Source organism: Nonomuraea sp. CX421 (assembly GCF_059358955.1).
Map to the genome: position 1 here is coordinate 572,793 of NZ_JCADBK010000001.1, position 13,437 is coordinate 586,229.

Consider the following 13,437-nt stretch of genomic DNA (forward strand, 5'->3'; position numbering starts at 1 on the left):
GGTTCTAGGGGGATTGCCTGACAGTTCGCGGACAGCCGAGGCCGTGCGAGGTCGCAGGGCGCCGCGCACAGCGGGACCTCGGATTCGGCGAACCAGGGATGACTGACGTGTCTCCCGCTGGCGGAGGGGATCGATGCCGCGCTCCGCCGCCGGCACATGAAGGGCCGGAACCTGTGGCGAGGATCAGTCAGGTGAGAAAGAAGGGTCGTCCGCCGCTGTGCGGACGACGGGGGGAAGCACGCGCGCCAGGGGGGCGCGCACAGCTTCGGGACGCGGGCCGTCAACAGACCTCGCGATGTCCCCCAGGCCCGGCCCGAACGGGCCGCTGCCACCGCCGTTGGGCACCAGACCGTCGGTGTCCAGCATCTTGCTCGCGGTGGAAGGTGCAGGCAGGCCGGGATCGGACTGGCTGGTGAGCCCGTCGACCGTCAGCCCTGCCATCGCCTCGGCGTCGTCCAACGCCGTGGCCTTGCCGTCGACCGCGGCAAACCCGTCGATGACGGACCCGGTGACGGTGAGAGGCGCGCCGGCTCCTGGCGCCGCGGTGGAGTCCGCAGCGGCGGGAGCGGCGAAGGTCATCCCGAACAGGACGGCGAGCAGCCAACCAGCGGCCAGCAGGAAGCCGACCGCGACCGCTCGTGCGATGACCTGACGGACGCCGGCCGCGAACCGCGCCATCCGGTCGGCCCGCTCGGTCATCACATCCTCCGCCCGGAGGGACATGGACGCGCGCCGCACGGCAGAGGGCTGCGCCCTCAGCTGCCGCCTCGGCGTGCGTGCCACGTGACCTCCCGGAACTCCAGAACCGACCTCACAATGTGAGGCCGGTCCATGGACTCACCCCTCAACGGTCCGTAACCGTAGCAGCACCCACGGTTGCCACAAGGAGTTTTCAGCAGAGATCCAGGAATCGGTCATGCACCGGCACCCCGAACCGCAGCGAATCGCCCTGCTCCCGCTGGTCCGCCCCATGGGACGTCCCAGAGAAGCCCAGGAACAGGCAGCGGCCTGCCCGGCACGACCCGTCGCCCCCTGGAATCGGCGCTTCTTTGTGTGGGTACGGACCGCGCCCCGATCGGCCCGGTGGAGTACTGGTATGACGCACCCCTCAGAGTTTGCTAACCTTACGGAGCCGACGCGGGATGACGGTCCCACGTGCAGGCACCACGTCCGGGTGGCGGAATAGGCAGACGCGCTAGCTTGAGGTGCTAGTGCCCTTTGCGGGGCATGGGGGTTCAAGTCCCCCCTCGGACACAGGATTACCCCATGAAGAGCTCGCCCCGAAGGGCGGGCTCTTCTGTGTTGAGCTCAGTTACGACACGGGTCGCCGCGTGGCAGACGATGACCAGGCCATTGGCTCGTAATGCAGAGACGATCTCTGCCGGCCCCTCCTGTCCTCTGCCGCCGACATGCGCTAATAGCTCTGCCAGCAGCCGACCCTCACGCATATACAGAAACTTCGGGCCGGACGCCTCGCGAGATCTGGCGCTGGTGTAGCCGTGACGGCACCGATATCCGGGACGCCCGTTCACCAGAGCTGCCGGCAGTTCGGCGGACTGCGGCCGCGCAGAGTACTGCTGCGGACGATCAGCGGCTGCCCACCCCCAGGGCTCCGGCGGGAAGCGGTGCCCTGGGGGTGGGCGCTGCCGACGGGTTTCGAATACCGGTCCCAGCCAACGCTCGACGACGCCCCACCCTCAGACGAGAGGGTGGGGCGTCGTCGCCGCCCTGAGAGCCGGGCGTCACCGGGTGCGCTTAGGTGCAGGTGAAGCGGGCCTCGCCGGTACGCAGTTCCTGACCGTGGAAGCCGGTGCCGACGTCCCACCACTCGAAGCTGGCGGAGAAGTCGACCTTCATGATCTCGCCCTGTACGCACCAATCCGTGGGAGACGACAGGCTGGCCTTGTACCCCTCTCTGGCGGTCGGGCCGGAACAACCGACGTTGTGTATACACACTTGCTTGACTTTGACATCCACCGAGGAGCCGCCGGCCGGGTCAGTGATCTCTGCCCTTGCCACCATGTTCTCGCTTGCGTCGCCGAAGCGCAGCTCCAGGCACCGTAGGACTTGGCTGCCGACGCAGGTGCCTCCGTCGGCGGGAAAGGCGCGAATCGCAGCCTGGGCATTCGGGCTGCCGAACGCGATGGCGGAAAAGGCCAGGGCGCCGATGGCGATAAGACGGAACAGTAATTTCGAGATGGTTCTCACCTGTCTCCTGTCTGGGGCCCAACGACGCGACACGCGGGATGCGTGCCGATGAATCGCTGTTGGCCACTTCCGTGTCGGTACTCCCACAAGGATGCGGACCGCGGCTCGGCGCGTCTTTCGCGTGCGCGACCATCTCTTCAGTCAGCGCGCACTGCTGGCGGAACTGGCGCGGAGACAAGCCGTACACGCTGCGGAATGCCTGAAGTATGCCGTGGCCGCCGTCAGTCTGGTCTGGCGCCGATCGCTTGAGGCTGCTGCGGGCCGTCCGGTTAGCGACATGAAAGTCTGGGGCACATCCAGGCCGCTAGCATGATGGATACCAAATAGCCGCTATTAAAGGACGTTACCTCGTGTCTGAGATGTCCGATCCAGTAGACCTGCAGGTAGTTGTCAAGGGTGCAGAGGCCGCGCCCCACACTGTGGGGTTGTTCAACTGGCTTGGTCTGGAGGACGAACTGCGAGGGCGGGTACGGCCTCAGCGGCGAGCACCCAAGCCGGGAGAGATGGGCGCGTCGGTGGAGTTACTGACTGTGGCGGTGGGCTCCGGTGGCGCGGTGGTGGTGCTGATCCAATCGGTGTGCACCTGGCTTACCTCCCGCCGTGCCGACGTCAAGGTCACCATCAGCGCTGCCGACGGGCGGCGTATCGAGGTGGACATCCATCGTGCTGCGGACCCGACGGCGGTGCTGCGCGAGGTGGCGAAACAGTTCCCGGCGGCTGTCGAGCGGCATAGTGAGTCGTAAGCCGCTCCTGGATGGTAGGAGCAGTCGGGCGGTGCTCATCGGGGCAGGCACCTTCCGCGACCCGGAGTTGCCTGACATCCCGGCTGTGCACACGAATCTGGAAGACCTGCGCCAAGTGCTGACGCATCCCGTACATGGCCTCCTCACAGCCGATCATTGCCAGGTATTGGCCGATCCCGCAGACCAGGCCGCTGTCGGCGTGGCCCTGACCGCCGCTGTCCGCGAGGCGGAGGATCTGCTGCTGGTCTATTACTGCGGGCACGGGGTCCTCGACGACACCGGAGTGCTGCACTTCGCTCTGACCGGCACGAATGCCGAGCACGTCGGCTTTTCCGCCATCCACGTCGACCTTGTCAAACGCATGGTCGGTAGCGCTCGCGCCAAAGCCCGCGTGCTCCTACTGGACTGCTGCTTCTCCGGCCAAGCCGTCACAGTCATGAGCAGCCGGAGGAGCCTCGCCCTGGGGCAGCTTGACCTGACGGGCACCTATACCTTGACATCCACGCCTGCCACCTCCCTCTCCCACGCCCCACTCGGTGCCCGGAACACCGCCTTCACCGGAGCGTTGCTGAACGCACTACGCGTACCCGGCCCGCTTACCCTGGATCAGATCCACCGCCACATCGACCAAGAACTGGTTGGCCGAGGTCTCCCCCGCCCGCAACGCCGCTCCGTCGGCACCGCCGGAAACCTCACCGTGACACGGGGGCCGATCAAACCCCCGCCCCCACCTGCTGTCCCCCGACTGTCCTCTCAACAAGGACCCCGTCCGGCCACTTCCCGCTCCCGCAAGAAGCCGCCGAGCGCTATGGCGAAGACGGGCCGTGCCCTGCTCGCGATGTTGCCGCTCGCTTTGCTTCAGGGCAGCACCTACGTACCCCAGGCGCCAGACCCATTCCTCGATGCCACGCGCATAGTGGCGGGAGTCTGGAAAGACGACGAAGGAAATCGCAATAACGAAGCAGATTCGAGCTATAACGAAGACGTAATCACTGGATTGCTTGATTTTGCTGACTTCGAAGGAGATATCACATTCAAGAAGGTTGCGCGAGAACATGCGATAAGAACGCTGATGACGCGCGAGGTTCACATCGCCGGCACGCTGGGCATAACCCCATCCAGAGAAAGAGAAGTCGACTTTGTCGGTCCGCTCGCGTCCTCGCGACTGGGCGTATTGGTTCGCCGCCAAGAAAAAGGTATCGAGAAAATTTCCGACCTTTCCGGGCGGTATGTATGCACGATTGCGAGTTCGACAACAGCCGTCTCTTTGGAGAGGGTCGAAAAGGGGGCGCAGATCGTCATGGAAGAGGGACTTGGCGGCTGCCTCACCAGGCTATATCAGCGTAACGCGGACGCGATCGTCGGAGACCGGTTGACACTCGCCGGCATGCAGTTAGCGGAGCAACAAGGTACTAAACTTATCGAGGGGATCAGCTTCGGCGATCGGGAATCCACGGGATTCGCGATAGCCAAGGGCAATCATGAGACTTGCGAACGCCTCCGAATCGCCTTGCAAAAATACGTCAGCAGCAAGGACTGGCAGAAACACTTCAGCGAACGCCTGCCTCTAACGCAGGATTTTCTTGAAGCGCAACCCAGCTCGGAAGAGATTAACAAAATGTCTTGCCGAGCAAGCGCGGCAGGCTGAGTGGCGGGCACAGATGGCGCCCGGTTCGGCCGGCAGTCCGTGCGCGGCGGTTACCGCGCCGCGAACCCCTGCCGGCGGTTCGGATCCCCTGCGTCACCGCCGAGCATGGCCAGCCTGGCGGGCGCTCAGGAGCGGGTGGCGGGCGACGGGGCGCATGGCGATCTCCTCCTGGCTCGCACCCCTATTTCCAGGTGCGATCGAGGAAGTCGGCGATCAGCGGTGCGATCTCGGGCAGGTGGGTTTCCAGGGCGAAGTGGCCGGTGTCGAACACGTGCAGTTCGGCGTCGGAAAGGTCCCGCAGGTAGGCACGGGCGCCGGGTTCGGGGAAGAACGGGTCGCGGACGCCCCAGGTGATGAGCGTGGGCGGGGTGTGCGTGCGGAGCCAGGTCTGCCAGCGGCCATAGCGCTCGACGTTCGAGTGATAGTCGAAGGCCAGCGCTACCTGCGCCTCCTTGCGGCCGGGCAGGTCAAGGAAGTGCTGGTCGAGCAGCCAACCGTCCGGGGCCAGCACCGCCAGGTCGCGTACGCCGGTCTCGTACTGCATGCGCGTACCGGCAAGGGTCAGCAGATCGCGGATCGTCTCCTCCGCGCCGGGCGTATCCGGGCGTAGCGAGATGAAGTCCCGGGCACCGTCCGACAGGCCCTCTTCGTAGGCGTTGCCGTTCTGCACGATCAGGCCCGCGATCCACTCGGGGTGCCGATCGGCGAGCCGGAAGCCGATCGGCGCGCCGAAGTCGAACACGTACATCACGAACCGCGTCAGACCGAGCCCGCGCACGAGGCCCTCGGTGACGTCGGCGAGCCGGTCGAAGGAGTAGGTGAAGTCGTCCGGGGCCGCGGTGTGGCCGAAGCCGGGGTAGTCGGGTGCGATGAGCCGGTAACGCGAGCCGAGGACGTCGATGAGGCGACGGAACTGGTGAGAGCCGGAGGGGAAGCCGTGCAGGAGCAGCAGCACCGGCGCGTCGGGCCGCTCGGGCAGGGACTCCCGGTAGAAGACCCGGACCCCGCCGACGTCGAGGTGACGGTGGGCGGTGCGGGCGATCGCAGGGGGAAGCATGTCTACTACCTCTCTCGGTCCATGGGTGCCGGTGCTTTGCTGCCACAGCGCGACCAGCAGGGTGCCGTCGCGGCCGAGAAGGGGCTCATGCGGAATCTCCGGAGTGGATGTGACGAACACCTTCGATATCTAACGCCTACCTTCCCTTCTGGGCGTTAGGAATATGACAGAGCTGTCCTAACGTCGTCAACCCGGAGATACCGTTAGAAACGTGGAAGTGTCCCACCGCGCACGCAGCCGGAGCAGGCGCGCGGCTCACTGCGGCGGCGGTTCGCCGAGGAGCGGAGCGCCGCCGCCTGCAGCGTCGCCCCATCGCCGGCATCGCCGTAGAGGTCGGCGTCGGGGGGGTCCCCTCTGCGGCCACTTCCCTTCTCGCGAAGCCGGGGGTCAGAGCGCGGGGCGGCGGTGCTCGGCGAGGAGGCGGCCGTTGTGGGTGACCCGGGCACGCTCGTACGGGCACAGGGGGCGGGTCACGTAAGACCGAGCGAGGGCGTCGGCGTCCTGGCGGCCGATGCCCCAGCCGACGGTGTGCCACCGCGCCTCCGTACCCGTGGTGTCCAGGACGGTGATCTCGAACAGCCGTGCGGGCGTGCACCTGGTGTGGCCATGTCCGGTTGTCGCCTGATTCATGGCCAGAACGTGCTCCGCTCCGACGGTGAGTAAACCGGCTCATCCGCGCGCCACCCCCATGACGTCCCCGAAGTCCTGAAAAATCGCCCGATAGTGGGAACCGGCCCTCGCCGCGGCGGCAAGTACCTGCGTAACCGCCGATACCGGAGAGGCAGCAGATGCGACCACAGAGTCCGCCGATGAACCAGGAGACGCTGGCTGACGCGGAAATCATCGCCCGCTCCAGGGATGATCCCGAGCGCTTCGCCGCCCTGTTCACCCGGCACGCCCCCACGCTCAAGCGGTACGTCGTGCGCAGGCTGGGCGCCGAGGCGGCCGAGGACGTCGTGGCGGAGACGTTCGTGGCGGCGTTCCGGCAGCGCGCCCGCTACGACCTGACGCGCGCCGACGCGCGGCCCTGGCTGTACGGCATCGCGACCAACCTCATCGGCCGGCACCGCCGCGGTGAGATCGCGCTGTACCGGGCGCTCGCCCGCACCGGCGTCGACCCCGTCACGGAACCGTTCACCGACGGGGTGGACTCACGGGTGGCCGCGTCGGGGGCGCGGGCCGCGCTCGCGGGCGCCCTGGCGAAGCTGCCCGGCGGGCACCGCGACGCGCTGCTGCTGGTCACCTGGGGTGAGCTGAGCTACGAGGAAGCCGCCAGGTCATTGGGGGTGGCCGTGGGCACGATCCGCTCACGGGTGAACAGGGCCAGGGCGAAGCTGCGCCGCTCCCTGCGCGACATCGATCCGACCACTTCATACGAGGAGTACGGCCAATGAACGAACTGGAGCTGCTCGACCGGCTGCGCGCCGAGGTCCCGCCGCGGCAGGACCTGCGCGCCGAGGAGGCCCGGCTGCACGCGGCCATCGCGACGCCGCACCAGGCTCGCCGCCCCAAGCGTGTGGGGCGGCTGAGCTGGGGATTGACGCTGGCCGGGGCCACCATGGCGGCCGCCGTGCTGGTGGTGCCCCGGCTCGACTCCGGCCCCGCGCCCAACCTGGGGACCGGTCTGACCGCGGCGAAGGTGCTGGAGAACGCCGCGCTCGTCGCCGAGCGCACCGATGTTCCCGCTCCTCGCCCGGACCAGTGGTTCTACCTCAAGGAGCGGCAGTTCCTCGACAGGATGCCGGTCTTCGAGACCTGGTCGCGGATGGACGGCGAGCGGTCCGCCGTCCGCGAGGGCGACGGTGGCGAGGTGAAGGTCGGCACCGAGAAGGGCCGCACCTACCCGCTCAAGACGCAGCAGGAAGTGGAGGCGTTCCCCACCGACCCGGACGCGCTCCTCGCCCACCTGCGAGGCATGGACGAGCGGACCGCGCTGTCGATCTGCCACCCCGAGTGCCCGGCGGGCACCGAGGACGACGTCAAGGCGTTCGGCACCCTGCAGTGGTACATGAAGTTCGGCCCGATCATCCCGCCGGACAAGGCCGCCACCATGTACCGCGCCATGGCCCGCATCCCGAACGTCAAGATCGAGGAGAACGTGTCCACGGCCGACGGCCGCACCGGGCTCGGCGTCGTGCTGGACCTGGGCGAGGCGGGCAAGGGCTACACGATTCTCGACCCGGCCGACTATCACTACCTGGGCACCAAGAGCGTGCGGGATGGTGAGGAGTGGGCCATGTCGGTCCTGGGGGCCGGGCTCGTGGACCAGCCGGGTCAGACGCCCTGACGACCAGTCTCCGGGCACGGCATTCCTGGGGTCATCCGCCCGCCGGCGTAGGACGTCGCGCCTATGTGGGAGCCGCGTGACAGGCGAAGCAGGCGTCGCTCGACGCGGTGGGCGCGGTGTAGTCCTCGGGCAGGAGGAAGGCCAGCACGCGATGACTCTCTCCTGCCCGCACCGGAGTGAGTGTGGTGATGGTCAACCGGACGTGATGGTGCCGGTCGTCCGCTTGGCGGGGGTCGGTGTAGCCGGGCTCGCGAAAGAGCATCGGCCGGGAGGGGCCTTGGACGAGCAGATCGGTGCCGCCGGCCCAGATGCGTTTGGCGTCGGGGCTCCGGTCGCAGATGTCGTTCACCACGGCCGTGAGCTCGTGGCCGCGCCGTGACCGCATCGCCCAGCCGCGGACCAGCGACATCAGCGCCGTCGCCTCGTACTCCCATTCGACCATGACGTGCTTGGAGTGCTCGTGCAGGAAGAACCAGTGCAGGATCGTGCGCTCGTCGGCGGGCATGGCGGTGAAGTCGCAGATCCAGCGGGCGAACTCGGCATTCTGCCCCTGGAAGTTCCACAAGCCGTCGGTCACGTAGGCGGGATGCGGTTCCAGGGCGTTGACCAGTCGGTGCAGGGCCGGGTCGGGCTCGGCGGTGCCGTGGGGCTCGGGCGGCGGGGTGCCGTTCGCGAGATACCACAGGACGCTGCGCTCGTCCTGGCTGAGCTGGAGTGCTGAGGCGATGGCCTCGAGGAGTTCGGGGGTGGGGCGATGTTCGGCGCCCTGTTCCAGCGCGCTGATCGTACGGATGGAATACCCCGTGATGTACGCCAGGTCCTCCTGCGTAAGGGTGCTTCCGCGGCGGGATCGTCGTGCGGGGAGCCCCGCCTGGCCGAGAGTGATCCTGGCACGGCGTTCGCGCAGGAACTGGCCAAGGAGTTCGCGGCTCTCGTTCAGCGTCTTCCCCCTCGCCGCATCAAGCAGGAAATGGCGTTGCCGGTAACGCTATCGCTGGTGACGGCATGCCGGGAACTCAGTTTGCTCTGGTGCCTCGGCGACGCCGTTCTGAAGATGCCGATATGACAATCGTTGAAGCGAGAACGCGGAGCGGGCCGCTCCTGCTCACTGCCGGCATGCTGGCAGCCCCGCTCTGGATTCTGCTCGCCGTGGCCCAGGCGGCCACTCGCACGGGCTTCGACCTGACCCGGCATCCGGTCAGCATGCTCTCCTTGGGGGACCTCGGCTGGATCCAGATCTCCAGTTTCGTGGTAACCGGGGTTCTGACCCTGTGCGGCGCGGCAGGGCTACGGCACGCCGGTACGGGTGGCGCCTGGGGGCCTCGCCTTCTCGGCCTCCAGGGAGCCGGTTTGATCCTGGCCGGCGTCTTCCCGGCCGATCCAGGCTTCGCGTTTCCTCCTGGAACGCCCGATGTCCCAGGAGTGATGAGTTCCGCCGGGGTCGCGCACATGGCCGCGGCGAGCATGTCGTTCATCGCGATGATCGCGTTCTGTTTCGTCCTGGGCCGGCGGTTCAGCGGCACGTCGTGGGCCGTTGCCGGCCGCACCGGCGGCGTGATGCTGGCAGTGGGCCTGAGCTGGGCGATGAGCGGCGCGGCAGGGGGGCCGCTCGCCATGTTCGTCGGCGTCATCGCGGCCTGGACCTGGATCACGGTGACCATGTTCAGGCTGAAGCAGGCCGCTCAGATCTGACGGACCGTCCCTGGCAACGGGCGCGGTGCTCAGGGACCGCGCTGCACCACTTCACGCAGTATGGACGTACATGCACATGCTCGTGGCTCTACGACCGGCAAGGAGAATCACATGTCTTTTCAGGCGTACTTGGACAACATCGAGGACAGGACCGGGCTGACGCCCCGTGAGTTCATCGATCTCGCGAAGGAACGCGGGTTCGATGACGCGTCGGTCAAGGCGGGCGTGATCGTGGAATGGCTCAAGCAGGACTATGGTCTCGGCCGCGGGCATGCGATGGCACTGGTCCACGTGATCAAAAAGGGTCCGGAGCTCGATTCGAAGCATGTCGGTAGCTCCGGGAGTCATCGGGATGAGTCGAACATGCTGTGGCTGGATGGGAAGAACAACCGGCCCTGACGTGCGAACGGCTTCGAGTGCGGTCAGCTCTCCCGGTGCGGCCGGGGGACCTGGGCGAAGCTGGACAGCCTGAACCACCGGGGCATTTCGCGACGTAGCGCCTCCGGGCCGTGCACCTCGACAGCGCCGGAGCGGAGGGCGTCCGGCCAGGTGAGATCGCCGCGCCAGATCTCGGTCATCCGCCGCAGCCCCACGGTCACCTTCACCGTCGGCGGATGGCCGGGATCGTCGTCGCACACGTCGGCGTCGCCGCGGGTGATGACCAGCCACCAGTCGCGGGTGTGCACCGCCACATCGGTCGCGCTGGCTGCCGAAGTCGGCCTGCGGTGCGCGCCGAGCGAGGCGGAACACGACCTGGACGCGACCTTCGTCACCGAGGGCTACCAGGTAATGCGGGATCACGGCTACCTCCGGTTGGCCGTGCCCACGGAGTTCGGCGGCCTGGGCGCCGCACTGCGTCAGGTCGTGCTGGCCGAGGGCGAGCTCGCCCGCCATGCCGGATCGGCCGCCCTGTCCGCGGCCATGCACCTCTACCTGACCCTCGTCCAGTGCTGGCGGCACCGTCGAGGCGCGCCGGATGCCCAGGGCGTGCTGCGCCGGGTCGCCGCGGACGGGCTGATCATGGCCACCAGCGGCGGATCGGACTGGGTGTGCCCGACGACCACGGCCGTCGAGGTCGACGGCGGGTTCCGGTTCACCGGACGGAAGACGTTCTGCTCGCAGGCGCCGGTCGCCACCGTCATCTCCACCTCCGCGGTGCTCGGGGAACCCGGCCCTGACGCCGAAGTGCTGCACGCGGGGGTACCGCTGTCCAGCCCCGGCGTTTCGATGGTCGAGACCTGGGACACGCTCGGCATGCGTGGCACCGCGAGCCATGACCTGGTGTTCGAGGATGTGTTCGTCCCGGCCGACAAGATCCTCGGGCGCCGGCCGTACGGGAAGCTGGCGGGGCCGCTGCTGGTCGCCGCCATTCACTTCGCGCCCGTCGTGAGCGCGGTCTATCTGGGCATCGCGCGGGGGGCGTACGAGGAGGCGCTCCGCGTGCTCGGCTCGCGTACGGGAGAGCCGGCTCCGGCGACGGTACGTCAGCTGGGAGAGATGGCCACCCGCCTGCGGGTGGCCTGGTGGGCGCTGCTCGCCGCCGTCGACGAAGTCGGCGACGACCCCCCGGCGGACGAGCCGACCTTGATCACGCTGATGGTGGCCAAGCGGCACGCCGTGTGCGAGGCGAAGGCCATCGTCGATCTCGCTCTCGACGTCGTGGGAGGTGCCGCCTTCTTCCGAACCTCCCCGTTGGAACGGGCATATCGGGACGTCCGTGGCGGCCCATTCCACCCCCTCACCCCCGAGGCGACCCTGGTTCTGGCCGGCACCGCCGCGCTGCGGGCCATGCACGTCCGCGGCGAGCCACCGTCACAAAGAAGAGGCTCAGAGCCACTCAGAGCCAGTGCCAGGTGATCTGGGCTCGCTTGGCGGCGTCGGCCAGCCACTGATCGAAGGCGGCCTGTCCCGCGGCCTCCAGTGTTTCCGCGTCCGCCACGGCCTCCTGCCGTTCGGTGATCAAGCCGGTCAGGAAACGCCCGTCGTGGGAGACCGGTCCGACACCGCCACCGGCCGGCGTCTCGCGCAGAGGGGCGGGCAGATCGCCGGACCAGGTCCGGGCCCTGGTCAGTCGCAGGTCCCAGCGGTCACCGAGTGAGCCGTCAAGTTCGGCGACGTCGATCGGCTCCTCCGACAGCACCCAGGTCGCCCATACCCGCGCGAACCGCTCGGGATGACGGGCCAGATGCCCAGGGCCGAGCTCCTCACGCATCCGGGCCCGGAACCGGTGATCCCTCGCGCTGGCAGCCATGTGGTCGTGGAACGCCTCGGCGCTCAGCCCCATCCGGTCCAGCCACTCCCGCATCGTGTCCCGGCTGGTCAGGCCGCGCCGCTTGCGGAAGCCGTCCGCGGCCGCCTGGATGTCGTACAGGCTGACCTGCTCCTTGGCGGCGGCGTCGCGCAGGAGGCAGAACCGCACCAACTCGTCCTGCGGCGATAGCCCGGGGCGGGTGAGCGAACGGAGCATGAGCATCGCCTCGGAGACCGAGACGGGGGTGCCGTCGACGGTCAGCAGCCGGCTGGCGGCCCAGTGCGTCGCGTGGTCGACGAGCCAGGACGCCCCGTCGTCCGCCTGAACGCCGAGCATGATGGTGCCGCCCGACGGATCCTCGATCAGCAGATCGTAATCGACGAGCGATGACCCGGGACGTGGGCTGGCCACGAGCTGGGCGGCGAGCGAAGGATGCGCCGTGGCCCACTCATCGGCGGTGCAGTGTGCCTCCGCCACCGCGGAACGCCGCCGGGTCAGCCCGCGGAGCAGGTTGACGCCGCTTTCCAGGGCAGGGCCGAGAGAGGACTGAGTCATCGCGGGTCCGTTTCTCCGGCCGTGAGCCAGTCAGCGATGGCGGTGCTGATGGGCAGGCCGGTCAGATCTTCGATCCAGCCCCATTGACCGTTGGGGTTGATCTCCAGAAACACGTACTCCCCTTCGGGGGTCAGGATGAGGTCGATCGCCCCGAACGACACGCCGAGCGCCGCGACCAGATCGACGCAGCGGCGAGCCACGTCATCAGGCAGGTGGTGCACGCTGTGCCGGGCGCGGTCGAAGTCATAGTGCCGCCAGTCGTCCCGCGTGCGCGGCGAGTCCTGCGAGGCGATCTCGGCAGTGAAGACCTGGTCGCCGACCACCGTGACCCGCAGCTCCACCGCCTTCTGGACGTACGGCTGCAGGATGGTCGGCTCATGGGCGATCCGGCTCCGGCCCACGAGATCCCTCCGTTCGACCACGGTGGTGAACACGGTGTGCGCCTCGCCGTCGATCTGGAACGGGGTGTGCTCCATCGGTTTCGCGATCAGCCGTCCGCCCGCCCGCTCATAGGCGGGCGCCAGCTCGGACGGATCGTTGGTGATCGTGGTCGGTGGTACGGCGAAGCCCAGTTTCCGGGCCAGGGCCAGGTGGACCAGCTTGTTGTGCGCCCGGCGCAGCACCGGCTCCCTGCCGGGCAACCAGCGCGCGTCCAGCAGATCCCAGAGTCCTTCGAGAAACCACTCCGAGAGCTCCCCGACGCGATCCCGCAGGTCGGCCGCCGTGACCTGCTCGGCGGCGCGCGGAGCCCCGGGGCGTCGGAACCACACGGCCGTCGCCGTGGAGAGGTCGGCGACCTCCCCGTCTCTGGCCAGGATGAGCCGGGTCCCGTCCGCGTCGAATCGGGCGGTCAGCCGGGCGTCGGCCGGATACTCGCCGGGATCCCACCACAGAACGTCCACCCCTCGGGCTTTCAGCTTGGGCAGGACCATGTGAACCGTCGCGTCGCCGGGTTCACTCAGGATCAGCAGCAACTCTCCCCCTCAGCCGCGTGGG

The 13,437-nt window shown here is 68.1% G+C and carries 15 protein-coding genes and 1 tRNA gene; 8 read left to right on the forward strand and 8 right to left on the reverse strand.

Going from position 1 to position 13,437, the window contains the following annotated elements; genetic code table 11:
• Positions 1–183: 183 nt before the first annotated feature.
• Positions 184–699 carry a hypothetical protein gene (locus tag AC5L3X_RS02660; RefSeq protein WP_494854818.1) on the reverse strand — a complete coding sequence of 172 codons (516 nt, stop codon included), beginning with the start codon at positions 697–699 and terminating at the stop codon, positions 184–186.
• A 469-nt stretch (positions 700–1,168) separates the two neighbouring features.
• Here AC5L3X_RS02660 and AC5L3X_RS02665 point away from each other — a divergent pair.
• Positions 1,169–1,254, forward strand: a tRNA-Leu gene (locus AC5L3X_RS02665).
• 501 nt (positions 1,255–1,755) lie between these two features.
• Here the strand turns inward: AC5L3X_RS02665 and AC5L3X_RS02670 are convergent.
• A complete protein-coding gene (locus AC5L3X_RS02670) occupies positions 1,756–2,208 on the reverse strand; it encodes a hypothetical protein (protein WP_494854820.1) in 453 nt (150 codons plus the stop codon).
• A gap of 359 nt (positions 2,209–2,567) precedes the next feature.
• On the opposite strand from AC5L3X_RS02670, the gene AC5L3X_RS02675 reads away from it, so the two are divergent.
• Complete coding sequence (locus tag AC5L3X_RS02675; protein ID WP_494854961.1) at positions 2,568–2,951, forward strand: effector-associated constant component EACC1; 384 nt, start codon at positions 2,568–2,570, stop codon at positions 2,949–2,951.
• Positions 2,952–2,982: 31 nt separating this feature from the next.
• On the forward strand, positions 2,983–4,599 hold the full coding sequence (locus tag AC5L3X_RS02680; RefSeq protein ID WP_494854822.1) for a caspase, EACC1-associated type: 1,617 nt from the start codon (positions 2,983–2,985) through the stop codon (positions 4,597–4,599).
• Positions 4,600–4,780: 181 nt separating this feature from the next.
• Here AC5L3X_RS02680 and AC5L3X_RS02685 read toward each other — a convergent pair whose 3' ends face one another.
• Both AC5L3X_RS02685 and AC5L3X_RS02690 read right to left on the reverse strand, forming a co-directional pair.
• Positions 4,781–5,656, reverse strand: a complete 876-nt coding sequence (locus tag AC5L3X_RS02685) for an alpha/beta fold hydrolase (protein WP_494854823.1) — start codon at positions 5,654–5,656, stop codon at positions 4,781–4,783.
• Positions 5,657–6,043: 387 nt separating this feature from the next.
• A complete protein-coding gene (locus AC5L3X_RS02690; RefSeq protein WP_189122255.1) occupies positions 6,044–6,286 on the reverse strand; it encodes a hypothetical protein in 243 nt (80 codons plus the stop codon).
• 179 nt (positions 6,287–6,465) lie between these two features.
• Here AC5L3X_RS02690 and AC5L3X_RS02695 point away from each other — a divergent pair, with 179 nt between their 5' ends.
• A complete protein-coding gene (locus tag AC5L3X_RS02695; RefSeq protein ID WP_494854825.1) occupies positions 6,466–7,050 on the forward strand; it encodes an RNA polymerase sigma factor in 585 nt (194 codons plus the stop codon).
• Positions 7,047–7,943: a CU044_5270 family protein gene (locus AC5L3X_RS02700; protein WP_494854827.1), complete on the forward strand. Its 897-nt coding sequence runs from the start codon at positions 7,047–7,049 to the stop codon at positions 7,941–7,943. The genes AC5L3X_RS02695 and AC5L3X_RS02700 overlap by 4 nt, the downstream gene beginning before the upstream one ends.
• Positions 7,944–8,004: 61 nt before the next feature.
• Here AC5L3X_RS02700 and AC5L3X_RS02705 read toward each other — a convergent pair whose 3' ends face one another.
• Complete coding sequence (locus AC5L3X_RS02705) at positions 8,005–8,910, reverse strand: helix-turn-helix domain-containing protein (protein ID WP_494854962.1); 906 nt, start codon at positions 8,908–8,910, stop codon at positions 8,005–8,007.
• 95 nt (positions 8,911–9,005) lie between these two features.
• Between AC5L3X_RS02705 and AC5L3X_RS02710 the strand changes: the two genes are divergently transcribed.
• Both AC5L3X_RS02710 and AC5L3X_RS02715 read left to right on the forward strand, forming a co-directional pair.
• A complete protein-coding gene (locus AC5L3X_RS02710) occupies positions 9,006–9,635 on the forward strand; it encodes a DUF998 domain-containing protein (protein WP_494854829.1) in 630 nt (209 codons plus the stop codon).
• A gap of 111 nt (positions 9,636–9,746) precedes the next feature.
• Complete coding sequence (locus AC5L3X_RS02715; RefSeq protein ID WP_494854830.1) at positions 9,747–10,034, forward strand: DUF4287 domain-containing protein; 288 nt, start codon at positions 9,747–9,749, stop codon at positions 10,032–10,034.
• 23 nt (positions 10,035–10,057) lie between these two features.
• On the opposite strand, the gene AC5L3X_RS02720 is transcribed toward AC5L3X_RS02715, so the two are convergent.
• Positions 10,058–10,327 (reverse strand): hypothetical protein, encoded by a 270-nt coding sequence (locus AC5L3X_RS02720; protein WP_494854832.1) that lies wholly within the window; start codon positions 10,325–10,327, stop codon positions 10,058–10,060.
• On the opposite strand from AC5L3X_RS02720, the gene AC5L3X_RS02725 reads away from it, so the two are divergent.
• Positions 10,314–11,492 carry an acyl-CoA dehydrogenase family protein gene (locus AC5L3X_RS02725; protein ID WP_494854833.1) on the forward strand — a complete coding sequence of 393 codons (1,179 nt, stop codon included), beginning with the start codon at positions 10,314–10,316 and terminating at the stop codon, positions 11,490–11,492. The genes AC5L3X_RS02720 and AC5L3X_RS02725 overlap by 14 nt on opposite strands.
• Here AC5L3X_RS02725 and AC5L3X_RS02730 read toward each other — a convergent pair.
• Together AC5L3X_RS02730 and AC5L3X_RS02735 are read right to left on the reverse strand one after the other, a co-directional pair.
• On the reverse strand, positions 11,473–12,441 hold the full coding sequence (locus AC5L3X_RS02730) for a TIGR04500 family putative peptide maturation system protein (RefSeq protein WP_494854835.1): 969 nt from the start codon (positions 12,439–12,441) through the stop codon (positions 11,473–11,475). The two genes, AC5L3X_RS02725 and AC5L3X_RS02730, sit on opposite strands and share 20 nt — an antisense overlap.
• The gene (locus AC5L3X_RS02735) at positions 12,438–13,415 is read right to left on the reverse strand and encodes an MvdC/MvdD family ATP grasp protein (protein WP_494854836.1); all 978 of its coding nucleotides are present in this window, start codon (positions 13,413–13,415) and stop codon (positions 12,438–12,440) included. The genes AC5L3X_RS02730 and AC5L3X_RS02735 overlap by 4 nt, the downstream gene beginning before the upstream one ends.
• Between the last annotated feature and the right edge of the window lie 22 nt (positions 13,416–13,437).